Genomic DNA, 25,208 nt, shown 5'->3' with positions numbered 1-25,208 from the left:
ACTTCGGCGACCGTGGTCTTACCCTTGAAAATGTCCATGACCACAGCGGCTTTGCGCTTGGCGGTCCAGCGTTTGACGGTGGGTTCGTTGCTCATTTCGTCCTCCTGATGGATGCACTATAGCCTGTGCAGCTCTGGAGGGGGTCACTTCAAACCGTACCAGGCGGTTGGCGCCGTCGTAGCCGAGGCTGAGCCGCTCGCCGTTGGAAGTCTCGCGCTCGATCAGGTTGCCGGCGCCGTCGTGACGATAGCGTGCACCGTCGAGCTGGGTCAGGCGGTTGTCGGGCTGAGCGCTGGCTTGGCCTTCGAGGCGGTTGCCGGCGGCGTCCACCGGGTAGCGGTGGGCACGGTCGCCGTGCTGACTGGCGATCAGACGGCCTGCCGCGTCGTAGCTATAGGCGATGACCGGGCTGGCACTGCCCTGGCTGCGGAAGCTGAGCCGGCCGAGGGCGTCGTAGCGGTAGTGCTGCTCGCTTTTGGCGCTGCCGGGGCCGCGCAGGCTGAGACGGTCCAGTTGGCCAAATTCGGTATAGCCACGCTCGAGAATCAGCGGTTGGGGCTGATCAGCGCTGCTCAGGCGGCGTTGGGTTTCACGGTGCAGGACGTCGGGTTCGAGGGCAAGTTCGAGGCCCAGCCCGGGAGCGCTGAGACCGTGCAGGTGGCCGCTGCCGTAGGTGTGCCAGGCGAGTTCGGGCAGATCGCCGTAACGGCTGGCTTGCCACGCTACCGCCAGGGAAGACAACAGGTGTCTTCCCGAGCCAAAGGAAATAACTCAAGCTGGCCAAGAATTAGGAAGCCTTTGAGATGGCTACCGCAAGCTCAGGGAATCTCTCGTTGGTAGAGCGAGTATCCTGTCACTCGCCAACGGGTCCCGGTTTGGACGTCGTAATATCCCCCCTGGGCACTGCGCCCCTCATTTTGAATTTTCCAGCTCCCTCCCCCATCGTAACTAACTGCGACAACATCATTACCCAGCAGAGTGGATTCATTGACGCCGTCGAACAGGAGCCCACCGCTAGGGGTTAGATACAGTGCATAGCCTTTCAACTCGGGCGGAAACTCGTGCAGCTTATCCAAGCTGTCGTCATTCCAGCGCCATACGACGCTTGGTCGAGGCGCGTCTCGCTCCTCCGAGGGAAGCGAGAAGTAGGGAGCCCCCCGAGTAGCAAGCACGTAGACATTGCTTTCCGTATTGGCAGCGATATCCATTACGACATGGCCAGGGATAGTGAAGGCTTGCTGGGGAATGTCCTCTCCCCAAGACAGCGCATAGATGCGGCTGACGTCGGCGGCGTGGTCATAGAAAGCCATGCGCATCACGTTGTCCTGGCCAAGCGCTACCAAGTCGAACTGCTGGCGAGGATTCTCCGGATTGCGGGAGTCTTCGGGCACCGGCAGCTCATCCCAATGTTCACCACCATCCCTCGTACGCCAGACTCTTGGCCCCCAGCCGATCAGATAGCCGCGCTGAGGATCGAGAAAGCGCAGGAAGGTAATGTTTTGATCCTCTGGCCAGCGAAGCTTTTCCCACTCTTGGCCTTGGTCAGTGGACTTGAAAAGCTGGGTGATCTCAGGAAGGTAGCGCCTCCCTGATGGTATCTCCATCGTACGATCCGACCAACCGGTAGCCAGATAAAGGGTGCTCCAATCCGGCGCCAGCCACCAATCGGTCCGCTGAGCGGGCTCCTTGAAGTGCCGAGAGATTTCGCCCTCCAGGTTGCCACCCAAGATACGCACCGAGCGTCGATTGGCGAACTCACCTACATCCATCATCCAAGGCTCGCTTGGTTCAGCCCTGTTTGGGTCGCTTCGCTCTTCTCGGGGCTTAAATGTGATTTCAGGGTTAGTCAGCTTCATGGAAAGCACCTGACCGTCACGTATACGAAAATCCCCCGGCCTATAGGGCTTATCTTCCTTCATGAAGTCATTGCTAACCCTATCCCACATTCCGCTGCCCCCCACGACATAGCCCACAGTCAGAAGAAGCAACAACGAAATGACAACCCATCGCCGGGCCATTTCACATCCCTTGGTAGCAGTGTTGACGAACCCTATCGCTGGGCGTCATGAAGTCCACCAAGCATTTTGAATGCTGTATAGAAATCACGGCCCCGAGCCGGTAAACAGCGGGGCCATAGCAGAAGGAGCTGGCTTCCCTCATGCCACTGCGGCCTTCAGCTGTTCCTTGTAGATCGACATCTCCACCTTGCCAAGCTGCGGGGTTAGCTGGCAGCGCTGGCGGGACCAGGGGTAGTCGATCTGCGCCTTGAGGTGAGCGGCGCCCTCGCCTGCTTTCCAGGCCTCCAGATCCAGATCCCGCCAATAGCGTGGATCACGCCCTGTTTGCCGGTCGTGCTCGGCGGTGGTGGGGTCGAGATGACGGAAGGGCTCCAGGCGCGGCACGTCGGGCATGGGCTGGCTCACGTCCATGTAGCGTTGCAGCACGTCCCACGTGGCGTGCACCTCATGCTTGTGATCGACGATGGCGCTGAGTGAGGTCTGGCTGAACTGCTTGCCGGTATAGCGATGCACGAACATCAGCCGATAAAAGATACCGCCACGCTGCACCACCCGTTCCACATAGCCATCGAACTCGACGAAAGGCGCCTTCAGCGGCGGTTTCTTCTTGCCTTGGGCGAAGCTTACCACCCCGGTTTGGCGGTTGAACTCACTGCATCGGTTTTCCATGTAGCTATTACCATGTTTGGCAAGCCCACCCCGCCCTATAACTTTAGCCAAATTAATTACCACCCAATTAGTCAGCTTTGGGCCAATCGTGCCAAACAAGTAAAAGCCAAGCACTGCCGAGCTCAGCATGGCAAATATTGCCAAAATAAAATTAACAGACTCAAGGTGCATTGCAATTCGGACAGATAAGTAAAAAACAGCGCCAAACAAAAGAAAAGCACAGAAATATGGTACCAACATTATACCTAGCGACACCCCTGTGCTTTTACTCAAAAACTTTATGTGTCGATGATCCCACCACCAATCATCCGTTTCGTAGAACGCTTTATCCTGACGATCCTGTTGTTGAACGAGCTCGGCATCCTCGCAGAGTTGCTGATAGGGGTCGATATCGGCGTAGTCGCCAAAGGGCAGCAGCTCCTCACCAATACGCTCGCGCTTCTTCGGCGCTGCCGGCATCGCAGCAATGCCACTTGCACGATAGGCACCGGGGCCATAGCAGAAGGAGCTGGCTTCCCTCATGCCATTGCAGCCTTCAGCTGTTCCTTGTAGGTCGACATCTCCACCTTGCCAAGCTGCGGGGTTAGCTGGCAGCGCTGGCGGGACCAGGGGTAGTCGATCTGCGCCTTGAGGTGAGCCGCACCCTCGCCTGCTTTCCAGGCCTCCAGATCCAGATCGCGCCAATAGCGTGGATCACGCCCTGTTTGCCGGTCATGCTCGGCAGTGGTGGGGTCTAGATGTCGGAAGGGCTCCAGGCGCGGCACGTCGGGCATGGGCTGGCTCATGTCCATGTAGCGTTGCAGCATGTCCCACGTGGCGTGCACCTCATGCTTGTGATCGACGATGGCGCTGAGTGAGGTCTGGCTGAACTGCTTGCCGGTATAGCGATGCACGAACATCAGCCGATAGAAGATACCGCCACGCTGCACCACCCGTTCCACATAGCCATCGAACTCGACGAAAGGCGCCTTCAGAGGCGGCTTCTTCTTGCCTTGGGCGAAGCTTACCATTCCGGTTTGGCGATTGAATTCGCTGCAGCGGTTTTCCATGTAGCGATTAGCGCGTCTTTCAATTCGCTTATGAAAAGGTTTTAGCAGAAAAGTTACCGACCTAGCTATAAAATTAAAAACAGACTGCGTTGTATATGCCGCCATCACTATCGCTAGCACCAACCCCCCTCCTGCCACTATCAAAAAAACTATAATGGCAATCAGTGAATTGTAATCATAAACATAATCCAAAGCCACTCCAGAAAAATAAAATGGCAAGGCAACTAGAAAACAAAAATATACAAACGGAAACGCCATCAACAAAACAGAAAGCCCCAACTGACTTTTCAAAAAACAAATACGCTGATGATCCCACCACCAATTATCCGTATCGTAGAACGCCTTGTCCTGACTTTCCCGATGCTGAACGAACTCGGCATCCTCCCAGAGTTGCTGATAAGGATCGATGCCGGCGTAGTCGCCAAAGGGCAGCAGTTCCTCACCGATACGCTCGCGCTTTTTCGGCGCTGCCGGCATCGCAGCAATGGCACTTGCACGATAGGCACCGGGGCCATAGCAGAAGGAGCTGGCTTCCCTCATGCTACCGCAGCCTTTAGCTGTTCCTTGTAGGTCGACATCTCTACCTTGCCAAGCTGCGGGGTGAGCTGGCAGCGCTGGCGGGACCAGGGGTAGTCGATCTGCGCCTTGAGGTGAGCGGCGCCCTCGTCCGCCTTCCAGGTCTCCAGATCCAGATCGCGCCAGTAGCGTGGATTTCGGCCGGTTTGGCGGTCATGCTCGGCAGTGGTGGGGTCGAGATGTCGGAAGGGCTCCAAGCGCGGCACGTCGGGCATGGGCTGGCTCACGTCCATGTAACGCTGCAGCATGTCCCACGTGGCGTGTACCTCATGCTTGTGATCGACGATGGCGCTGAGTGAGGTCTGGCTGAACTGCTTGCCGGTATAGCGATGCACGAACATCAGCCGATAGAAGATACCGCCACGCTGCACCACCCGCTCCACGTAGCCATCGAACTCGACGAAAGGCGCCTTCAGCGGCGGCTTCTTCTTGCCTTGGGCGAAGCTCACCATTCCGGTCTGACGGTTAAATTCGCTGCAGCGGTTTTCCATGTAGCGGTTAGCGCGATTAGAAAACCATTTACGGAAGGGTGAAAGAGCAAATCCGGCAACCTTCATTAAACCATTAAAAACGGGCTGCGTCGTGTATACAGTAGTAATCATAGCACCAAGAAATCCAACGACCAGTATCAAGACTATCACTACCGTAGCCAATAAATCATTCCATTCATACAGTACGTCCGTGAGCCCTACAGCTAGAAAAAAAGGAAATGCTATAAGGAAAAAAAAATACAACACAGGAAATGCTATCAATACGACAGAAAAACCCAACTGACTTTTCAAAAAGCGAATCCGCTGATGATCCCACCACCAGTCATCCGTTTCGTAGAATACCTTGTCCTGACGATCCTGATGCTGAACGAACTCGGCATCCTCACAGAGCTGCTGATAGGGGTCGATGCCGGCATAGTTGCCGAAGGGCAGTAGCTCCTCACCAATACGCTCCCGCTTCTTAGGCGACGCAGGCATGGAAGGAATGGCCCCGGCACGGTAAGCACCGGCGTCATAATGGGAGGAGCTTGCCTCTTTCATACCTGGAATTCCTTGATGTACCAGTAACGGGGGTCCTGTGAATACCCTGTAAAGGATCTGATGAAATCGACAATCGGGTTATTCACCGTGCGATGCGACCGGGCTGGCAGTGCGTCATGCTGGCCTTCAACAAATGGCTCGTACTCTTTCAGCATGGGAGTGGGCAATACCATCTCGCCCAGCTCCCAATCGATTCTCGCCTGCAGGGCGATACGCAGGCGGGCCGTGGAGGTCACGCTGGTGCCACCCATCTGGAAGCTCTCCTCCGCCACTTTGCGCTTGACCAGAAAGCGTACCGCACTTTGCTGCGGCAGCAACTGGCGCTTACCAATCTCGAACGGTTCCGGCGCCCTAGTGATATGAGATAGCTGTTCATAGGTGCCAAGCGGGGTGATGGTGCCGGTATCGGTCTGTTCCAGCTCCTGTACAGCCAGTTTCAACGTCTCGCCAATCTTGTAGCGGCTGATCAGCGGCGTGCTGATCGTTATCACATAGTCTCGGCTGCTGGGGGTAACAGTGGTTGATTCCCAAACGCTTTCCAGTAATGCCTGGCGCTCGCCCGCACCCAAACTGCCGTAGCGCGACACTTCGATCTGGGCCGGGCTCAGCTGTGTCAACAGCTGGGGGTAGTAAACGGTATCGTCAGCCTCTGTCATTGCTCCAACGGGATGGGTACCCAAGGGGCCCTGCTTGAGCAGTTTTTCGAAGGGGGTGTCTTCACTCATTGCCGCGTAGCTGGTACCACCAATGGCCAGCCCAAGGCCCAGCAACGCCCAGCCCCAGCCGGGAATCATTACCAGTCCCGCCATCAAGGGGGCAGCGAGGAACAGTACCCCACCCGCAACAGCTATACTGTGGCCCAAAGTGGCGTCACGGTCGCCTCGCTGCAAGCTGTTGCGAAGATCCCATGAACTAACACCAACGGTAGCGAGCCCTGCTATAAAATTGAACAAACCCATAGTTCGAACAATCGTACTAGCTCCAACTTTTGTTAACCTAGCCCCAATCAAAGGCCAGCTTTTCATATCAAACAAAGGGCGTTGGATAAAGTTCCCAATCATAGTGGCTGCATTTGGATTCAAAACTGTATGAAGTTTCATTGATGCAGCGCTAAGGTCTGCTAGTGCACTGAGGAACTTTGCATACTGAAGTATTACTTGGCCTTCACTTTTGGCTTTATTGAATCCCGCAATTTCGCTAGTTACATTGTAGATCGCAAACCCCACCAACAGTCTCGACACCGCAGGGCCATCTATCACCACTTTAACCTGACCGGCAAGCTTGGTCAGACGGAGTTGCGCTACCTTCGCGGCTTCGGGGTGGCCGGCAGGGAGAACGTACACCAGAACATGGCCGGCGACCTGACGGATAGCGTCGTCTACTTCAGACGACATGCGTTTCGGGCTGGTCGAGGCTTGCACGTTGCCCCTGGGATCCACCTGCTCGGCGTACAGGTAGTCTCGCTGGGTCTGGAGCACGCCACTGGTGCGGTCGCGGTCGGTCAATCCCCATTCGATACCATCCCCATGCACACCGATGATGACGTAGCGGCTCAGGTCGACATCGCTTCGATGCATGACTTGTAGCTCGCCCCTCAAGGAACCGTCGACCAGGTTGGCATGGGTGCCAACGGCGGTGAACACACGGCGCATGTGAATCACTTCCACGTCGTCGCCTATCCGCTCTGCTACCCGCAGCACGGCCTGGCTCCATTGCCCCACTACGGTGTTGACCAAACCGCTCACCTTGCCGGCATTGTTCAGGCTGAGCACTTCATTCTGTTGCGCTTGTTCCTGCTCAGTCAGATTCCGTGCAATCAGCCCCAGGGTCTCCAGCCCCAGACTCTCGGCTAGGGCTTCGTCAATGACGCGGTCGTCCTGGGCAAGCCGGCGCAGAAACGCTGGGCGGAAGTTGCCGCTGCCATCGTTGGTGTCGTCGTCATCCGTTGCTTCAGCGGCCTCGGTTTCGTCGGCACTCCAGAGCGCTTGCAGCTCGCTGTCGGTTAGCAGCCTCTTGAGGAGCTGTCGGGTACGGGCTTCCTGGCGGGTATCACCCTGGTCTTGCAGCACCCCGGGAAGCTGTTGCAGTACGCCGTACAGGTCGCCACACAGGGCGTAGCCTTCGCAGATACCCAGTTCATGATGGCTGGTGAAGTCCCGCAGTACAGCGGTGAGCTGGCCCTGGCTGGCCAGGCGCTCAAGAGCGTCGAGCTGTGTGCGCAGAACCGTAAGCGCGGCGTTGCGTTCTGCCTGCTCCAAGGTGGCATCGAGCTTGGTTGAGTCGATGGCACCACGATACTCGGCAAGCGGATTCGCTTCGCCACCGCTAGGCGCGGTGAACAGGGCCTGGCGAATCAGCTTGGCCGAGTGGCCCAGGGGGTTCTCAGCCAGCCGGCTGTCGAGGCCATCCAGGTAGTGTTCGGCGAGGTGGATCTGTGCCAGGGCATGTCGCAGCGTAAACAGAGGGTCCGGCAATGACACAGCGACGATGCCGGGGTTGTCACGAATGTCGGCAAGCAGGTCATCGCCGGCCTCGCACTCCAGCGCCAGGGTGGCAGCCCGGTCGGTTTCCCCTGCCTGTTCCCACAGGGCCTTGAGCTTGGCGCACAGTTCATCGTCTGCCGGGGCGGTAAAGTCGGCGGTGAAGGCGTCGGGCGCTTGGAGCATCAGCTCGATGCCAAGGTCGCGCTCGCGCAGCGCCGGCTGGTCGGCCACACGACCGGCGGGGAAGCCGGTCTGCATGGAGAGCTGGCCTGACGTATCGAAAATCACGGCATGGACGTGGCCAACGGCGGTGGTGCGCACTTCGAGCCGGCCGGGGTTGGCTTCGAGCCAAGTGATGTAAGGCCAGCTCCAGGCGATCTCACTGTAGGCGAGGCGCACCCGATGCAGAGTGGCCTGCCCTTGCAGCATGGCCGGCAGCAGGAGGTCGTCGAGCCATTCGCCTTCGCTGGCACGCTCGTTGGGCGTGTCGCCGCCCTCGGCTTGCTCGCGATAGTGCATGAGATCGACGTCGCTGAGCTTGCCGTCGGGGCCGACCTCGAGTTCGCGCCACAGACGATTGTCGAAGAATACGTAGAGGTACCCCGGGCGCAGCATGCCGTTGGCGAGCCCGGTATAGGTGGTGACTCCACGCTGCTGAACGGGGCGATTGCGCCCGATTTCCGCCAGGGGGCGAACGGCCAGCAAGGTGTTGTCCTGCAGGCTGCCATCAGTGCGCTCGAAAACGGTTCTGGCATGCTCCAGCAACGGTATCTCGATCTCACCGCTGCCTTCCCGCTTGGGAATGACCAGTGCCAGGGTGCCGTCTTCCTCATCTTCGTACTCGGCACGGCGGCGCACGCCGAGGTCGACGTCTTCGTCCTGCAGTTCCTTGAGATCGGCTTCGCTCATCCCTTCTGCTCCCCATTCGTCCGAGTTCGTGCCTTACGTAGCCGAACCTGCTGACCATCCTGCCCGCCGCTGGTGACGTCGACGAGAAACGCTCGCTCTCCCAGCCCTTCCGCCTCGACCAGTTGGGCCTGCTGACTGGGCCCGTTGCCCGAGAAGGCGATACGAGAATGCTCTTCCCCTTCAGCACGCCGAGGCAGCTCGGGCGCCGCCGCCCCCTGCCCGCTCCCCGAGCCGGGGCTGCCACCGGAGTTGATCTTGACCTGGGCGCCGACGATGGTGATGCCGCTGGGGTCGAGCTTGAGGAAGCTGCCGCCAGCCTTGAGGGTGATCTCGGCGCCGGCGTCGATCACGGTCTTGCTACCAGCTTTGTGGTGCACTTCCTGCCCGGCTTCGACGAGCTGGGCGCGGGCGGTCTTCTCGTGGCGCGTGGCGCCGACGATGAGGTGGTCGTCGCCGTCGACCTGGAGGTGGCGCTGGCCGTGCACGGTGAGGTGGTCGTCGGCGTGGATCTCGCTGATGCGGTGTCGATGCACGGTGAGGTGGCTGTCGTTGCCGATCTCTTCGGTGCGGTCGTTGTTGGTCAGCAGTTCCAGGTCTTTCTGGGCGTGGAGCCAGATCTGCTCCTGGCCGGCCTGGTCTTCCAGGCGCAGTTCGTTGAAGCCTTCGCCCTGATGGCTCTGGGTGCGGATGACGGTGCGGGTCTTGTTGGCCGGGAGTTCATAGGGCGGGGTGTTGACGGCGTTGTAGATGCGCCCGGTGATCAGCGGCTGATCGGGATCGCCTTCCAGGTAGCTGACTAAAACTTCATGGCCGATCCGCGGGATGGCGAGGCTGCCGTAGCCGCCGCCGGCCCAGTCCTGACTGACCCGGAGCCAGGCGCTCGCCGTTTCGTTGGGTTCGGCATAACGATCCCAGGGGAACTGCACCTTGACCCGGCCGTGCTCGTCGCAGTAGATCTCTTCGCCTTCGGGCCCGACGACGAAGGCGACCTGGGGGCCGTCGACCCGGGGCCTGGGGTTGGCCTTGGGGCGCCAGGCCAGGTCGGCGGGCATGAGCACGAGGTCGTTGTGGTACGTGGTCATGCCGCCACTGTTCCCGCCCTCGGTCTGGCTTTGGACGATACCGTCCTCTTCCAGGGCCTGGGGCTGCTTGCCGTAGTGGACCACGCCGAGCACCTGCCAATCCTGGTTGAGCTCATCGAGGTCGTGGTCGGTCAGGGTGAAGCGCACGCCCGGGGCCAGCTCGGGCAGGTCGCTTTCGGCGTCGGCGGTGCTGGCACTCTGGCGCAGCGCTTCGAGGCGAATGCGGGTGAAGGCCTGGCCGGAGGCGTCGCGCTTGTAGCGGCCGGGGTAGTCGTAGTGTTCGTAGTCGACGCGCTGGGCGTGTGCCTCCAGCCCGTCGGCGAGGTGGTCGTGCAACTGGCCGTAGGCCGGGCGCTTGAACGAGTAGTCCTTGAGCGTGGTGGATGCCGGGGCGACTCGGGCGAACTGCTGGAGCTTGCGCACGTGGCGGGACGGCGGTGTACCGCCGGCGCGGCCGTGGTAGCTGCGCTGGCCCAGGTGGGTGAGCACCTGGGGCGCGTCGGCGAAGACCAAGCGATGAGCGGCGCGGGGTGTCTCACCGCCCGTCTCGAAGCCTGTTTCGAAGAACTCGTGGAAGTAGAACAGACCCTCTTCGGCGGCCAGGCGCTGGACGAAGGCGAGATCATGCTCCCGGTACTGAACGCAGTACTCCCGCGTCTCGGGTTCGCGGGTGGCGGCGAAGGCGACATCGGTGAGGCCGTGTTCGTCGCACAGGGTATTGAGTACGGTGAGCGGCGAGACCTCCTGGAAGATGCGCGAGTTGTGGCGCAGCCCCAGGCGCCACAGCGCGGGCTGGATCTTCACGTGATAGAAGGTGCGGCGGTGGCCGCGATCGCCACGGCCGAACTCGCTGACGATGCCATGGACGCGGCGCAGCGCCTCGCCCTCCTGCCAGATCGTCAGGGTGGCTTCGCGGTCGAGGATGTCGGTGGCGGAGAGGCTGCCGTCGCGGCTGGCGAAGTGTACCGTCAGCTCGAAGGGCGCGGAGAGCTCCTCGCGGTGAGTGAACTCGACCACCGCCAGGTCGTCGGCCCCGGCCAAGGCCAGGGTGAATTGCCATCCGCTTGCATCGGCCATGATGCCTCCCTGCGTGAAAGATGCTGCTTTTATTGGTTAATTAGGGGAATCGCAATTCCTCGCGCAGAGAGCATACCAATCGCAGCGGCGGGTTTCTGTGGCACATCGCCGATTCTGATGTAAGAGATAGCTTACAAATGAGGCGGACAGCTCCCTGGCTGGTCTCGGGGGCTGCCCCTGCGCCGTTGGCGCCAAGGCGCCAACGGCGTGGCGAGAAAAGACGTGGCCTAACTGCCCAACGGCCTAACCGACCAAAGGCGGGCATGACGCTGGTGGCGAAGTTATGATGGAATAAAAACCAAGAGCCCCCAAGTCAGGAAGTCTGGCTCGGGGGCTAAGAAAATATTAGACAAACTGCCCGGCATAATGGTTTAACGTTGCCAACAAGAGCAGCTTTGCAGTGGAAACGGAGCCGCAACAAAAAACTGTCGCAGTGCTTGGCCGAGTTAAGAGGTTCACACACCTCTGTTTGTGGCCACCCAAAATGCGATGCCCATAACAGCCAGGGGGATAAAGCTCGTTACAAGCCCAGCAAAAGAAGAGACTATATTCTGACCTTTAACCAACAACTGTATGCTGATTAGGAGAGCACACACCCAGCAGCATAACCCCAAGATACCAGCCGGCGAGGCGATCATAAACGAAGTCTCAACAGATAACCCCAGTGCGGTAAAGATACCAACCAGCAAGTACATGCTTGGGAAGCAAACCCACCCCAAAACACTGACTAAAAATGGCTTTGTCTTTAATCCTAAAACTAAATGCATATTGATGCTGACCTATAACGTTGCCAGCACGCGCTTGTCGCGCGCATGGCCTTGCTAGCAATTTCATGCGAAGTATCGACGGTAAACCAGGAGGAACGCTTCCGGGCAGACAGGAACCTCTTATGCGCAAACGCAAACGCAAACACAAAGCACACTGCGACAAGCCGAGCAGCGGGTTGGCGTCCTAAGCGTCTTGTTACGCAGATAGCATCCTTTTGACCTTGCCCTCAATTTTCTTGATGATGCTTGGTCCTGCATTACTCAAAAGCTCACTAGATGCATTGAAGTCGGAGATGAATCTCTTCTCCCATTCTGCGTTTCTAAGGTCACTCTGCTTTTTTGTGACTGGTTCGCAGGGTATTTCAATCGGATCGATCTCTACGCCCATAAAATTTGCTATATCATTTATCGATCGAACGAGATCATGACGAACATCATCAAAGTTCATTTCGATGTAATTACAGCCGTTAGCAGCTAACGTGTACCTCCACGAGGCGTTGTTCAAAATGGTCTCGCGAAGGCATTTGTCAATATGGGCGAAATCATAGTGCGGATCATCGCTTACCGCCTTTTGGCCAGCAATCCACACCCCCGTCTGGCTGGCTATCGACAGTGACACGGCTTGCTTCAATAGATCCTTTCTCGACAAGAGAATGTAATACGCGTTTGGAAAACACCTGGCTACATTATCGAAACCACCAAACAGCTTGATGTGCGGATAATGAAGCTTTATTCCAAACACGCCGTTAGGCGATGTCCTTCGTCGCTTTATTTCCGCCATAACCGCTTGCAAATCCTCTTTTTTTAGTCGCCTCTTCCATTCCAAAAGATTTGCAGGGTTCGCATACTCCAGTGGGAAACCAAATCTGTTGGTTTCATGTAATGCATGTCCAAGCATATGACTGCCGCACCTTCCCGTGGATGCGATAATCAACACCTTGGAAGGGGCTTCCACTCTTGGGTAGTCATGACTTTCTGAAAATTGTTCTTCATATAGATGCATTGGATCACCTCCATATGCAAGACAGATAGACGCTACAGCCCCTGCCCCGCAGTATGGATGATAATTCGCATCTTCCCTAGTGATCCCCAATCACATGATTCGGGGGCGCCTAAGCGCCCCCGGTGTTGGCCTACTGAAACCCAAGTGATCGCTCAGTGCCAGCTACCCTTACCACCGCCGACGCCGGTGACGATGGAGACAGCCCCCGACTGGAAGTGGCCCAGCAGGTTGCTGTGGCTGTCGAAGTACAGGATGCTCAGGTAGACCGGCGTGGCCTGGAACTCGAAGCTCACGGTATCGCGGGGGTGCTGACCGCATCAGCTCGGTATCACCACGAACGCCGGTATCAGCCCTGCCAAGCGTAACGGATCACTTCGGTATCACCTCGCCTCACCCCCTTGGTCGCAACATCCTCCTGGTGGATTCTTATGAAAATAACGAATGGGGGGCGCCACCATGGACCATGCACCGCTACGGATCGCCATCATCGGCGGCGGGGTTTCCGGCCTGTCGCTGGCCTACTATCTGCAAAAACTCGGCTGCCAGAAGCTGGGGCACGAGGCGGCCCGGCAGCTCGAGGTCACCATCTTCGAGCGCAAGGCCACCCTGGGCGGCAATGCCGAGACGGTGTGGGTCGACCTGGGCTGTCGGCGCTATCCGGGAAAGCCCGACTCGCCCTACCGCCGCTGGGCCGACCTGGGGGTCAATGACGTCAACCTGGCGACCTACCACCGCCTGCGCACGATACTCGGCGAGATCGGTGAGCTGGAACGCATGAAGCCGCTGGAGAATACCGAGAGCTATTTCAGCCGTGATGGAAGCATCGCCCTGACCGATGACAAGGACCTGTTCCGTGGCGTCAGCGACCCGGCCCATGAGTTGAGCAAGGTCGATGGCGGCCGGCTGGCACTATTGATCCCCGTGGTTCACCAAAGCGCCATCGCCCTGGTGGAGAATCACCGCGTTACGCCGCGCTATACGGTGGATGACTTCTTCGATGCCTGTATCGCCGCCCCCGCCGATATGCTGGCCGCGGCGGCGGAACGTTTAAGCGTCTCCATCGACTGGCAGGACCCGGAGCTGCCGTCGCGGCTGGAGCGTATCCGCCAGACCATCTACTACCCCCGCATCTCGGCCATGTATTTCGCCGACGATCGCGGCCCGGGCGGCATGCCGCTCCAGGCCCCCTTCGAGTATTACCGCATTCAGGAAGGCGGCTCGCCCCCGGACCGCCGCTACTTCGAGCATGGCGCCCAGCACTGGCTGGAAGCCCTGGCCGCACATGTCACCAACCCGAATACACCGGGCCCCCGCGTTCAGATCCTGCGCGGTATCGAGGTGGAGGCCAGCCTCTCGACCCAGGGCGTAACACTGACGGAGTGTGCTCCCGGCGACCGCCGCTGGGACGCCGACCTGCTGATCATGGCCACCCATGCCGAAGACGCCCTGCCGCTGCTGACGTTCGGTAACGGCCTGAGCGACACCCAACGGGAGCTGCGGCATATCCTCGGCAAGGTGCGCTATACCCGCAGCTTCAGCGTTTGCCACACAGCCGCCGCCCGCCTGCCGCCCAATCGCAACCTGTGGCGCACCTACAACATCGAGGTGCGCAACCCCGAGGACACCTTCTTCCCCTACCGTATCGACTACGTGGCGAACCGCCACCAGAACGATGCGGAGAACCCCGCCTACAACCAGGCAGGCCTGCCGCAGTACTTCGTCTCCCTGGTGGATGACCTCAACCGGATTCCCCGCAGCGAGATGCTCGAGCGGCAGTCCTCTCCCCTGGACGCGCCCGTAGCGCTGGCGAACACCGCATCCGGCGAGGCAGGCTACCGGGACCGGCTGCCGCCACTGGACAGCGCCCTGGAGGCCAAGGCCTGGACCCTGTTCAAGCACAATGTGCTGGATGCCAACTGCCTGGAGGCGCAAGCGGAGATCGAGCGCTATAACCAGAGCACTGCCCGGCGGCGCTTCGAGGGCCATCAGGATGGTTGCCCGCTGCTGTTCGCCGGCGGCTGGACTCGCGGTGCCGGCCTGCAGGAGCAGTGCCTGGAGCAATCGGAGCACCTCGTCGCCCTGCTGCTGACGGCACCGGAGCGTCGGATCGAGGGTCCCCTGCGGTTAGCGTCGACTGGCAGCAAGGCGAGGCAGCGTCATCACCAGGCCAGCGGCTTCGCCACGGTGCCAGCACGCCCGTAGGGCTTCCAGGGTGCTCGCCTCGCTGCCCTTGTCGCCGCCCGCCTGCCCGCTCTCCAGCCAGTCGGCGTGGGCCTCGATCAGGGCGCGGTGGTGCTCGCCCCAGGCACAGGGCTCCGCCGCCATCAGTTGGGTCAGGCGCTGGGCATAATGACGCGCCGCGTCGGGACGCTGGTCGAGCAGGCTGACCTCCGCCGCCGCGATCAGGAAGCGATAGCCGTTGTGCCCCACGCAGCCGGCATCCAGCAGCGCTTCGCCCTGTTGTAGCGTCGCCAAGCGAGCCTCGGGCTCCTCTTCCAGCAGTGCCCGGGTGCCCAGCACCCAAGGGCCGATAAAGGCCTTCAGCCCATGCTGTTCGACCAGCTGCCAGGCACGCTCGATGCTGGCCCGCGCCTCGGCCAGCCGCCCGGTGATCAGCTCGACCCGGGCACGACTCTCCAGCAGGAAGGCCTCGAAGCGCCCCGAGCCCAGGCCACGCGCCACTGTCAGCGCCTGTTCAATCTGCTCGTCCGCCGCCTGGGGGTCGCCCTGGGAGATCAGAATCCACCCCGCCGTGAGCCGTGCGACCACCTCGGCACGCCGATTACCGACCCGCTTGCCCAGCTCGGCGGCATCGAAGCAGTCGGCGAGCGCCGCCTCAGTCTGGTTGGCATAGATGCGCGCCGTACCCAGCATGAACAAGTTGGAGGCCTCCAGGTCGGCGTGGCCATGGGTCCGACAGAGCGTTACGCAGTGGTCGAACAGCTCGAGGGTGCTGCGCATCTGCCCCTCGGCATAGTGCGCATCGCCAAGCCCGCTCAGGGCCTGGATCTCGGTGCGCACGCCGCCGCCACGGCGGGCCTGCTCCAGGGCCCGGGTGTGATAGGCCCGGCTGGTGGCGAAATCGCCCCGGGGGAAATAGAGGTTGCCCTTGAGATAGAGCGCCTCGGCCAGGGGCAAGGGGTCCTCCAGCGCTTCGGCCAGGGGCAGCAGGCCATCGAGTATCGCCTCCTCCGCCGCCAGCGCATCGAGCATGTTCAGCACCCGGGCCAGCCACAGGTCGGCGCTGATGCGCTGCCCCTCCTCCCGGGCGAACGCACGGGCCGCCTCGAAGTGCTCCCGCGCCGCCTGGATGTGCCCGGTGGCCATCGCCACCTGGCCCTGCAGCAGCATCAGCCGGTACTCATCCTTAGGCGCATAGTCGATGGAGCGGCACTGCTTCAGCAGCGCCAGGGCTTCCTCGTGCCGGTAGCGGCCCATTTCCGCCGCCACCGCCTGCAGGAAGGCATTCGGCGCCTCCAGCGAGCGCGCCCGATGAAGGTGGCGCGCCCGCAGGCCCGGTTCCGCCTCGCCGTAGAGTTCGGCCAGGCGCAGGTGCAGGCGGTCGCGCTGTATCTTGGGAATGCCTTCGTAGATCCCTTGCAGGATCAGGTCATGCACGAAGCGGTAACTGCCCTCTTCCAGCGGGCGAACCAGGCTGTAGCGCTGGGGCAGTTCGGGCTGGTAATCGGCCTGCCCCAACACCTCTTGCAGCGAGGCCAGGGAGAAGCGCTGCCCCATCACGGCGGCGATGCACATGGCCCGACGATCCAGGTCGGTGAGCTGGTCCAGCTTGGTCTGTACCAGGTTGGCGAGGCTGGCCGGCAAGCTGCGGTGGGGGTGAAACAGCAGCAGCTGGGTCAGGAACAGCGGGTTGCCCTGGGCCTGGGTGACGCAGCGGGCGGCATGCTCGGCGGGCACCGTGCCGAAGCTGGCTACCAGGGCCTCGGCCTCCTGGGCGCGCAGCGGCGGCAGCTCGATCAGCGTGAGCGGCAGCTCGGGCAGCTGTGGCCGCAGGCGGGTCTCCAGCGGGTCCTGCTCCAGGCGCGAGGTAAACAGCCAGATCACCGGCGCATCCTGGGTCTCCTGCAGCAACCCGGTGAGGGTGGCCAGCAGCGCCTCGTCGGCCCAGTGCAGGTCCTCCACCACCACCAGTTGGGGGCGATGAATGGAGCGTGCCAGGAGCACGTCGCGCAGCGCCTGTACCAAGCGCTGGCTGCGGGTCGCGGGGGCCATGGCCGCATAGAGCGACTGCGCCTCCTCCGGCTGGGCCAACCCCAGCAACGGACGCAGCAGCATGGCATGATCCACCGGTAGACGTAGCGCCGAGAGGCGGGCAAGCAGTTGCGCCTCGTCTATTGCATCACCCTGCGCCTCGCCCTTCGCCTCCCCCTGCGCCTCGCCGGACGTTTGCAGCAGCGAGCGCGTGAGCTGCATCAGCGGGCCTTCATCGGCACGGGTGCCGAAATCCAGCACCTCGGCCTGGTGATGATCGGCATGGGCCGCGGCCATCTCGGCAAATTCCGCGCTGAGGCGAGTCTTGCCGATGCCGGCCACGCCGCGGATATAGACGAGATGACCGGCCTGGTAGGCCCGGGTACTCTCCAGGATGGCTTGCAGCTGCCCCAGCTCCACTCGGCGCCCCACCAGATCGAAGCGGGCCTCGTGCGCCTCGTCCCGCGGACGGCGATAGTGCAGCCACTCCCCGCCTTCGTCATCGAAAACGAAACGCTCCGCCAACTGCACCGCCACCCCACGCTCGACCCAGACGCCGCTCTGCTCTCCCGACATCGAAAGCGGCGTATCCGTAGGCCAGTGGCCAGCCTGAAGATAAACGCCACGGGCCACCCCCTGCTCCACCAGGGTGGCGGCACACAGCAGACCGCGCTGCGCATCGCTGCGGTAGGCCCGGGGCAGCCCGAACAGTGCCGTGCCCCCTTCCTCCAGGCTGCCGCCGAAATGCTGCACCCAGCTCGCCAGCGCCGAGGGATCGGCGGCCACGGCGTGCAGCTGGATCAGCACGCGGGCGCGCTCCATCTCTTCGATATCGGAAGCGACAACGGCAGCCTCCTCAGCCTCCGCCGACAGCTCCTCGACCTCGACCTCGTAGATCTCGGCCAGATGGCGCGCGGTACGATACAGCACCGCCTTGCCACTCTCCGCCCGCTTGATGGAAGCGATGGAGACACACAAACGCCGATCAAAACAGTACTCGGCCAGCGCCTCCTGACTCAGGCCCAGCCGCTTGCGATGCTGCTTCAAGCGCTCACGATCCAGCCGCAAGCGCCCGTCTTGGGGGATGATCACTAGTGGATGTTTTCCTGCATTTATGGGGCATGAGAGGGATGGTTAGCGAACGCCCAAATTATGTGCCTGTTTGGAGCTACAAAGCAGCGGTAAATCGGTTGTTGCGCAGCCGATTGTTAGAAAACTTAGTCAAACTTGATTTCGCCACCGCCGGCATTTAACGGCGGCATCTCGCCATGCACTTTAAAAAAGGCATCTATCGCAAGAGCCTCCTGCCAGTATAAAAAACCAGATTTTAGATGCGGCGCCAACTCTTGATACAGAGGAAAGAACGCAACCTTCATCTGTTCGATCTTCGCCTCAGGCCACCGCCAAGCTGCGGAATGTCCATTATACCTTCCGTCGTAATGTATTCCGGCAGATGATGCGAACTGGGCCATTCGATTTTTGAAATTATCTGTCATTCCAATATATTGAACGTAACCATCAGCAGGGTTTGGCACCCCTAAGGAATCGCCCCAAGCAATGACATAAATTCCAGAGCTAAGCCGTACAGGTCCTAGCTCAGGATCTACCTTCTCTGAACGCCCCCCTGCTCCTGGCCAGAAGCATTCATTTATGCGCGCCCATTCAAACCACTTACCTGCAAAAGGTTCCAAAATAAAATCTTGCACTAGGACTCCTTAGCATTGCTAACACCGCGCTCTACAGAAATTCAGGAGCGCTAGCGAGTTAATTTTTCGTAGCAGCACCTTGTTATAAGACGATATTACTTAAAATAGAGCTTGTCAGCACTACCTTTACCAAAGTACTTCTCATACTCCTGAGCAGCATAGGAATCCATCATTCCTGATATATAGTCCGTCACTAATCGCGCCTTACAGTCATCGAGAGAACGCAACTCTGCCGGCAACAAAATATTCCCCTTGTTATATTTTCCATCCGAATAAACCTCAAATAGCCCACGTATTATTTTCTCGCCGCGGCGCTCATATAACTGAACATCTTTTTTCCTCAAGATTGCTTTAAATAGAAGCTTTTTTAAACCTTCTGCCAAATCAGCGTAATGCTTGTAACCTAGTCGACCGTCGACTAAATCGATATCAGAACAAAGTGTGTTTACTATTTTTGAAGTCAACTCCTTTTTAAGCACAATTGCGTACTCTTCAGAAGTACCAGCTCTATTTGCTTGCATTGCTTCAGTTTGCGCTTCTTGTGCAATATTTGAAATTGCTGAGTACGCAGACTGGAATCGCGCACTTACTTTAAACTCATGCACAATTTCGCCCAAACTAATCATGCCAAAGCTTAATGCATCCTCCAAATCATGTGCGGCATAAGCAATTTCATCAGCCAAGTCCATGATTTCAGCATCTATGCTCTTCTTTATTAAAATATCATGCTTGTCCAGCTCATCCCTTAAAAAACAAAAATCATCGTCATATAGGAATTTTTTATCATTTTGCTGTTTGTTATAAAAATACTTGGTTATAGCCATTAAGGTACGAACATTAAGATTCAAACCAGTGTAAGAATGATGTTTTATTTCAAGCGTCCGTAAAATACGAAACGCTTGAGCATTTCCTTCATATCCACCACAATCTGAGCTCAATTCATTTAATACAACTTCCCCGTAATGTCCAAAAGGAGGATTACCTATATCATGAGCCAAGGCAGCAGTTTCTGTTACAACGGTATCCTTAAGATCCAAATTATAAGCAATTGAGCGTGCAATTTGAGCGACTTCTAAACTATGAGTCAGTCGATTTCGGTTAAATTTGCTTCCGTCTACGCCGAGAAGCTGCATTTTACCTTGCAAACGTCTAAAAGAAGATGAATAGAGAACACGAGCATAGTCTCGCATTAAGGTATCTCTATTTTCTGCACGACTATCCTCGAATGTATAAACACGATACTCTAATTTAGATATTAGCCTTTCTTGGTTTTTTGCATATTCAATTAATTCACGGTCATACATAGTTATTTACTCTAATTTTATTGACCAAGCAAGTTCTTGGCTTATAACGTAGCCTTCAGCTGCGGCGTGTAGCGACAGCGTAACAGCGTCAGCTGGAAGGCAGTGGAGTTCCCCCACTCCAGGGTCGACTGAAGCGGCTTGTTAGCTGGCCTGGGTATCATTCGCACCTCTAAATCCTACCCCTAGCGCGAGTGGTGTACAGCTCAGCACTAAACCACCATCATCTCTTTCTGCCAATGACTTGACGAGCAACAAAGCAGCACAAGTTTGGTGTCCTTGGAACGATACGGTCTTTGATGTAGCTCCAAACATATCAATGGTGTCCACATAGAACTCGACATGAACCTTATTCTTGAAAGTTTGACACCTTCTATGATCGTTTTCTTGCGTTTCGTCAATCGATTTGAAATATATTCCTTTATTGAAGAAAATAAGCTCACCCGGTCTTACTAAGCTTCTTACTCTTGCTTTTGTCCACGTCGATGGTTCCAAATGGATCACATTGGTGTTGCGACTAATTTGATCAACCATCTCAGAGTATAATGCGCGCAACCGTTGGTCATCCCCAAAATCGAACCAATTATAAACACTGTTTCTGATAAAAGAGTTGCTCATTGACGAATTGAGGGGCTTAATAATGATCGCATTCTCATCAACCATTTCTTTATCGAGACAATACTTTAGAAGCCTCTGTCCTTTGTTAGATATGGCTCCAATATCCGACATTTCCGCGACACGCTTGTGATTGATGTAGCCCCATGATACTCCTACAGAAAGCCATCCATTCTTGGTATTTTTTGTTTGACCTTCTAGTGTCGCTGCCAAAGTACGTGAATTTCGAACCTGCTTAGTCCACTCACTTTTAGCGTGGCGTAATGCTCGCGCATCCAAGTTATTCGACATTGTCCGCATTGTGTGCGATTCATCGTGGTGAGCGACACACAGGACAATAAGATTATCTTCAGTGTTGTTAGAATGATCTTGATCAATATGGTGAATTTGACATCCGCTTTTCTGACATATAGCGCAGCAATACTGACTCTCATAGAGCAGTTTATTTTTAAGTGTCGGTGGAATTGCTTTTCTTGGCATAAGAATTCACTACTTGTAAGATATAACTGTTTTTATCATCTAACCCCCGCAGCACAAGCGGCTTTGTAGTGTAGGCGAAGCCGAAACGAAAATGCTGTCGCTGTGCTTGGCCTTGTTATATCTCCTGTAACTCGAGGCTATAGTAATCCTGATTCTTTCTTGCTTTCCAGACATCTAGATACCCTGTAGAGGATGCGTACCCTCCAATGACATTCTTCTTTTCAAGATCCGACCTAAGTCCAAACAAGCAATTATTGATGCTGCTAGATGATAACTTCATCAAATACACCACATTGGGATTACGACTTAACTTCGCCAAATGCATTGAAAGTGATACCCTTTCAACATCATCTTGAATGCCCATAAGATCAATAACAGCTCGGCCACTATTCGGATCAATAAAAGACCACTCTGCAGACGAAACTCGGTCTCTAACACGTTCGTTAGGTATAAGGTCAATACATTCAAGAACCACTCGGTCTGACTGCTCTAATCTAAGGACCACTCGGTGCTCTTGTTCATAAATCCATTCGTCACTTTTTCGCATAAATACTTCATAGAGTATTCTATCAGCACCTTCCACTGAGATATTCGAGTAGTCATAGTCGAATTTGTCATTTCTGTATCGCAGCCCTTTCCTATAGGAAACCGGCTTAGGAATTCCGTCAAATGGTGAGTATACCTCGCCCCAAGAAGAATTTATCAAAGCATCCGATCTGAACAGGTTATGGAAAATGGACCCATTGCCAGGAATAGACACTATGCCGATAGCAAGCCCATTATGCTCGTTTGCATAATGAGCCCACATCAATAGATTCTCTTTGTTTTCGGAAAAGCATATAACACCGATGTTATGCATCCGCATTTCGATGTACTGAGAAAAGCTCAAATCGCCGAATTCTGGATCTTGGGCCGTTGGATAATCAAAATGGCCGGCTAATTCTTCTAAGCTATCCTCGCAGAATGAAGCCTCGAATGGGTCATTCAAAACTGCTGGCTGAGATAGTCGAATGAACCCATCACTAAAGATATCTCTTGGTTCATTCATGTACTTAAACAATTGCTTCAATACTGATCCCCGGGACAAAAATATAACGCCCGCGTAATAGGCTCGAGCTTGCAAGCGCCCTAATTGACGCGATTTTTATGTGCTTATTCTCCAAACCGGAGAAACTCTATCAAACGAACCACTTCTCTTGGCGGTCTGTTTAGTGGAGCAACAGTTTTAACCGTGACTTTAATTAGACAATTTTTTCCGATCACGCTGTCAGTGGCTTTTGTAAACTGATCAACAGCCTCTTTAGTAGCGGAGCCATAGAAAAGTTTTCCTGCATTGTCAGCCAGTTCAAATTTTCGGTGCTCTGGCAAAAATCCTACCAGAGTTCCTTCAATTTCAATTGTTTTTTCTTCAATGCTTGTAGCTTCCGTTCTAACTTTCGCCCTATGGATAGAAGGACCATCAAGAGTAAAATCCAGCTCTTTTTCAACAACCCTTATAGTTGCTTTACTTGAATCCAAGTTGGAAAAAAAGTCCCTGAGAGCGATTAGCGTTCTCGGCTCTAATTCCTCTAAAATAGACTCAAAAACCGCATCGTCCTGGGCAGCAGAATCCCGAAGAAGAAGTGCAGCCTTGTCTATAACATGCGATAACTGTGAAGACTCCATTTGAATTTGTTCGCTCATTTCATCAAGAACAAAACCAAAAGAACCCCTTGCCAAGCCAGTAACCATTAGCTCTGAGCTTGCCTTGAATGGCACTTTCCCTCTTTCACCTAAATCGCCGACTTCATTGTTGGCGAAAACTTTAGCGATAAGATCCTGAAACTGCTCTAATGCTGTTCCAGCAAATTCTGCAGCAATTCCTTTTGAACCAAGCACAGGCTGCCCACCAAAAAATAGAGCAACGCTCGCGCTGTTATCAGAGACTGAGCCCTCTTTCAATAATTCTAATTTACTCGATAATTCACAAATTCGATGCTCGAGCTGCATCTCACCTACGAAATCGCCAGATTGACGCGCACTAGAAAGCAGCTCATTAAGAGTTTTAATTTCAGAAGATAGGCTGTCAACATTGAGCTTCTTAGGCATTACCTGCCTCCCTATCCAAAATCTCTAGCGCCTCATCGTCACTGCAATCAATCGGTATTTCCACCATTCCTTTCCAAAGGTAAGATTCGCGCTGGTGTGAAAACAATCCAAACCAGTACCGAGTGTTGCTCACTACATGTATAGGATGCGTGTTTAGGTCAACGAAATACGCATCGCAACAGTATTTCTGCTTTGCTTCATTGGGAAAAAAAAGATCTGTGTTTTCGTAGACCAATTTCTTCCATAACTCTAAATCATTTGTAGGTCTCAAAGCGAATGTGACTATATCCACATCTGATGGAGGTCGGCCACGGTTTAACTCTACATTCTCGACAAAGCTACCATCGAGCCACTGGAAGCCGTTACGAACACCAATACTCTTAAGCTTTCTACGATAATCCAGCAACCCTTTAAGTATAGCTCTCCTCTCAGAAGTGTGTGCATAACGAAGAATGAACTCTGTTATCGTAGTCTTATAGGGAGCCATACCAGCAGGGTCGGTTGGCCCTTGCTCGGGTATAAAAGGCGGCAGCACTCCTGATTGATTTAATTCTGGTATCACGCTTCAATCTTCCTATGTTCTTTCAGATAACGCTGGCACATAGCGCTCGGCTCTGGGGCTGCATGGAGCGCAGCGTAATGCAGTCCCTAGCAGCCGCTTGTTAGGTGCTCTCTGGCTCCCCGAGAGAATTAACACGGATAAAAAGACTTGGCTGCATCCTTTTTTGTATTCACCATAAAGTCAGTATCCTTAAGCGACTTTTCGATCAGTGCTTTTCTGTTTGGGATATGTAGAGTGGGCACTGAATCCATTGAGTCTCGAAACTTTGGCAACTTATCCCAAAGATCCCTTATCTGCTTTTTGAACGTTTTTGACTGGCAGTTAATAATGTCAGATTTTTCCGTGTACTCTGGATATACAACTATAACCGGCAAACCTAATGTATTTATTCCGCAGTCGATTTCTTCACGAATGGCTTTTGAGCTTTTTGTCACAGAGCTTAAGAACAATATTATATTCTTAGATTTACTGAGTCGTTCTCTAATTCTCGGTTTTAAAGTTTTTTCCCAATCGCTACCGTCCCTTACATTGTAATTTTTATTGTGGGAATCATTAAATGGAAAGTCTGAATCCTTTCCTTTCCATGCTCTAAGCATGCTGTAGCTTACAAAATCTCTAGTTGCATGAGCGCCTAGACCACCTTCAGTGAATGGCTCACTGACGTAAAACGCTGAATAATTTCCGTTTCGATATGCCATTTCTGCTCCTAACTCTATAAGTCTCGTTTTTGGTGCTAATTTTTAAAGCCCATTGTTGGACGATTTAATATCGAGTAAATTAATAGTATCCATTTTCTCTGGATGAATAATGATAGTTAGTTTTGCTGGATACTTGAATCGCATCTCACTAATCCTGAATGTCCAAAGCATGATCTTAAGCAAGTCTTCATCACTGATATTTTTGTGCTCTTTAATCCGCGTTATCCCTGATCCAAAAATCGGGACCGAAACGCTTTTTTGTGCGTAGATTCTATTTACCCTGTCCCAGAAGTTAATAAGAAAGCTGAGGTATTCCGGCATCGTTAACCGAGCTCGGTTTTTATCATCAAATTTCGAAAAGGCTGTTAAAAGATACTCGCCATATACACAAATGGAGCCAATTTCGAAACGTGTCTTTTTTCCGCTTTTTCTCTCCGGATTTTCGCCAACAACATCTTCATCTTCGAAAGGATAGTTTTCGATATGACGATCAAGATCAACAACCGAGGCGTCAAGATGGCTATTAATGAATATGCCGTTCAGTGATTTGCTAGATATAATCTTGTCATCCACTTGCGTATCTAAGTATTCATTAAATGCTATGACTTTAAAATCAGGTTGCTCAAATATATCCCCTTTTTTTATCGTGACATCACTTCCCTCGATTTTAGTGTGAATCTGCTGCAAGTTGTTAGATCTAACCCACAGAGCCACATAGACGAATAAAAGCAATATTAAAAATATGCCACCCACCGCGAGCTTGCAATCTTTGGGTATCTCAACAAATATAAATGTAAGCGATGCCACTACACTTATTACAGAGACAACTTCAAGAAATTGCCTGAAAATTCTCTTATCCAGAAAACTTACCTTTGCCAAAGA

At 55.3% G+C, this 25,208-nt stretch carries 19 protein-coding genes; 1 reads left to right on the top strand and 18 read right to left on the bottom strand.

Going from position 1 to position 25,208, the window contains the following annotated elements; translation table 11 throughout:
* Window positions 1-18: 18 nt before the first annotated feature.
* The 9 genes from ACUY1T_RS17395 to ACUY1T_RS17355 form a co-directional block, all read right to left on the bottom strand.
* Window positions 19-741 (bottom strand): hypothetical protein, encoded by a 723-nt coding sequence (locus tag ACUY1T_RS17395; RefSeq protein WP_446024838.1) that lies wholly within the window; start codon window positions 739-741, stop codon window positions 19-21.
* A gap of 77 nt (window positions 742-818) precedes the next feature.
* Window positions 819-2,018, bottom strand: a complete 1,200-nt coding sequence (locus ACUY1T_RS17390; RefSeq protein ID WP_446024837.1) for a WD40/YVTN/BNR-like repeat-containing protein — start codon at window positions 2,016-2,018, stop codon at window positions 819-821.
* Window positions 2,019-2,156: 138 nt separating this feature from the next.
* The gene (locus ACUY1T_RS17385) at window positions 2,157-3,209 is read right to left on the bottom strand and encodes a hypothetical protein (RefSeq protein WP_446024836.1); all 1,053 of its coding nucleotides are present in this window, start codon (window positions 3,207-3,209) and stop codon (window positions 2,157-2,159) included.
* Window positions 3,206-4,276, bottom strand: a complete 1,071-nt coding sequence (locus ACUY1T_RS17380; RefSeq protein ID WP_446024835.1) for a hypothetical protein — start codon at window positions 4,274-4,276, stop codon at window positions 3,206-3,208. Before ACUY1T_RS17380 ends, ACUY1T_RS17385 begins: the two co-directional genes overlap by 4 nt.
* Entirely contained in the window at window positions 4,273-5,343 is a 1,071-nt protein-coding gene (locus ACUY1T_RS17375) for a hypothetical protein (RefSeq protein ID WP_446024834.1), read from the bottom strand. Before ACUY1T_RS17375 ends, ACUY1T_RS17380 begins: the two co-directional genes overlap by 4 nt.
* On the bottom strand, window positions 5,340-8,735 hold the full coding sequence (locus ACUY1T_RS17370) for a hypothetical protein (protein WP_446024833.1): 3,396 nt from the start codon (window positions 8,733-8,735) through the stop codon (window positions 5,340-5,342). Before ACUY1T_RS17370 ends, ACUY1T_RS17375 begins: the two co-directional genes overlap by 4 nt.
* Window positions 8,732-10,894, bottom strand: coding sequence for a type VI secretion system Vgr family protein (locus tag ACUY1T_RS17365; protein ID WP_446024832.1), 2,163 nt, complete (start codon window positions 10,892-10,894; stop codon window positions 8,732-8,734). Before ACUY1T_RS17365 ends, ACUY1T_RS17370 begins: the two co-directional genes overlap by 4 nt.
* Window positions 10,895-11,857: 963 nt before the next feature.
* Window positions 11,858-12,664 (bottom strand): Stf0 family sulfotransferase, encoded by an 807-nt coding sequence (locus ACUY1T_RS17360; RefSeq protein WP_446024831.1) that lies wholly within the window; start codon window positions 12,662-12,664, stop codon window positions 11,858-11,860.
* A gap of 152 nt (window positions 12,665-12,816) precedes the next feature.
* On the bottom strand, window positions 12,817-12,957 hold the full coding sequence (locus ACUY1T_RS17355; RefSeq protein ID WP_446024830.1) for a VapA/VapB family virulence-associated protein: 141 nt from the start codon (window positions 12,955-12,957) through the stop codon (window positions 12,817-12,819).
* Between the two features lie 163 nt (window positions 12,958-13,120).
* Between ACUY1T_RS17355 and ACUY1T_RS17350 the strand changes: the two genes are divergently transcribed.
* Complete coding sequence (locus tag ACUY1T_RS17350; RefSeq protein WP_446024829.1) at window positions 13,121-14,866, top strand: FAD-dependent oxidoreductase; 1,746 nt, start codon at window positions 13,121-13,123, stop codon at window positions 14,864-14,866.
* On the opposite strand, the gene ACUY1T_RS17345 is transcribed toward ACUY1T_RS17350, so the two are convergent.
* The 9 genes from ACUY1T_RS17345 to ACUY1T_RS17305 form a co-directional block, all read right to left on the bottom strand.
* Window positions 14,789-17,968, bottom strand: a complete 3,180-nt coding sequence (locus ACUY1T_RS17345; protein WP_446024828.1) for an ATP-binding protein — start codon at window positions 17,966-17,968, stop codon at window positions 14,789-14,791. The two genes, ACUY1T_RS17350 and ACUY1T_RS17345, sit on opposite strands and share 78 nt — an antisense overlap.
* A 125-nt stretch (window positions 17,969-18,093) precedes the next feature.
* Complete coding sequence (locus ACUY1T_RS17340; protein ID WP_446024827.1) at window positions 18,094-18,582, bottom strand: hypothetical protein; 489 nt, start codon at window positions 18,580-18,582, stop codon at window positions 18,094-18,096.
* 95 nt (window positions 18,583-18,677) lie between these two features.
* The gene (gene dgt / locus ACUY1T_RS17335) at window positions 18,678-19,886 is read right to left on the bottom strand and encodes a dGTP triphosphohydrolase (protein WP_446024826.1); all 1,209 of its coding nucleotides are present in this window, start codon (window positions 19,884-19,886) and stop codon (window positions 18,678-18,680) included.
* A gap of 141 nt (window positions 19,887-20,027) precedes the next feature.
* Window positions 20,028-20,978 carry an HNH endonuclease gene (locus tag ACUY1T_RS17330; protein ID WP_446024825.1) on the bottom strand — a complete coding sequence of 317 codons (951 nt, stop codon included), beginning with the start codon at window positions 20,976-20,978 and terminating at the stop codon, window positions 20,028-20,030.
* 115 nt (window positions 20,979-21,093) lie between these two features.
* The gene (locus ACUY1T_RS17325) at window positions 21,094-22,047 is read right to left on the bottom strand and encodes a DUF2971 domain-containing protein (protein WP_446024824.1); all 954 of its coding nucleotides are present in this window, start codon (window positions 22,045-22,047) and stop codon (window positions 21,094-21,096) included.
* An 83-nt stretch (window positions 22,048-22,130) separates the two neighbouring features.
* Window positions 22,131-23,066: a hypothetical protein gene (locus ACUY1T_RS17320; protein WP_446024823.1), complete on the bottom strand. Its 936-nt coding sequence runs from the start codon at window positions 23,064-23,066 to the stop codon at window positions 22,131-22,133.
* Window positions 23,059-23,628, bottom strand: coding sequence for a DUF6932 family protein (locus ACUY1T_RS17315; protein ID WP_446024822.1), 570 nt, complete (start codon window positions 23,626-23,628; stop codon window positions 23,059-23,061). Before ACUY1T_RS17315 ends, ACUY1T_RS17320 begins: the two co-directional genes overlap by 8 nt.
* A gap of 128 nt (window positions 23,629-23,756) precedes the next feature.
* Window positions 23,757-24,326 (bottom strand): TIR domain-containing protein, encoded by a 570-nt coding sequence (locus tag ACUY1T_RS17310; protein ID WP_446024821.1) that lies wholly within the window; start codon window positions 24,324-24,326, stop codon window positions 23,757-23,759.
* 42 nt (window positions 24,327-24,368) lie between these two features.
* A complete protein-coding gene (locus ACUY1T_RS17305; protein ID WP_446024820.1) occupies window positions 24,369-25,205 on the bottom strand; it encodes a macro domain-containing protein in 837 nt (278 codons plus the stop codon).
* Window positions 25,206-25,208 lie beyond the last annotated feature (3 nt).

The organism is Billgrantia sp. Q4P2 (assembly GCF_052806135.1).
Note: the sequence above shows the minus strand (reverse complement) of the source record. Positions and strands in the feature narration are given on the sequence as shown.

What these genes read in the sequence shown, in the direction of transcription:
- ACUY1T_RS17390 (WP_446024837.1), bottom strand. Translation starts at nt 2,018, where the DNA reads ATGGCCCGGCGATGGGTTGTCATTTCGTTGTTGCTTCTTCTGACTGTG.
- ACUY1T_RS17385 (WP_446024836.1), bottom strand. Translation starts at nt 3,209, where the DNA reads ATGAGGGAAGCCAGCTCCTTCTGCTATGGCCCCGGTGCCTATCGTGCA.
- ACUY1T_RS17380 (WP_446024835.1), bottom strand. Translation starts at nt 4,276, where the DNA reads ATGAGGGAAGCCAGCTCCTTCTGCTATGGCCCCGGTGCCTATCGTGCA.
- ACUY1T_RS17375 (WP_446024834.1), bottom strand. Translation starts at nt 5,343, where the DNA reads ATGAAAGAGGCAAGCTCCTCCCATTATGACGCCGGTGCTTACCGTGCC.
- ACUY1T_RS17370 (WP_446024833.1), bottom strand. Translation starts at nt 8,735, where the DNA reads ATGAGCGAAGCCGATCTCAAGGAACTGCAGGACGAAGACGTCGACCTC.
- ACUY1T_RS17365 (WP_446024832.1), bottom strand. Translation starts at nt 10,894, where the DNA reads ATGGCCGATGCAAGCGGATGGCAATTCACCCTGGCCTTGGCCGGGGCC.
- ACUY1T_RS17360 (WP_446024831.1), bottom strand. Translation starts at nt 12,664, where the DNA reads ATGCATCTATATGAAGAACAATTTTCAGAAAGTCATGACTACCCAAGA.
- ACUY1T_RS17350 (WP_446024829.1), top strand. Translation starts at nt 13,121, where the DNA reads ATGGACCATGCACCGCTACGGATCGCCATCATCGGCGGCGGGGTTTCC.
- dgt (WP_446024826.1), bottom strand. Translation starts at nt 19,886, where the DNA reads ATGTATGACCGTGAATTAATTGAATATGCAAAAAACCAAGAAAGGCTA.
- ACUY1T_RS17330 (WP_446024825.1), bottom strand. Translation starts at nt 20,978, where the DNA reads ATGCCAAGAAAAGCAATTCCACCGACACTTAAAAATAAACTGCTCTAT.
- ACUY1T_RS17320 (WP_446024823.1), bottom strand. Translation starts at nt 23,066, where the DNA reads ATGCCTAAGAAGCTCAATGTTGACAGCCTATCTTCTGAAATTAAAACT.
- ACUY1T_RS17310 (WP_446024821.1), bottom strand. Translation starts at nt 24,326, where the DNA reads ATGGCATATCGAAACGGAAATTATTCAGCGTTTTACGTCAGTGAGCCA.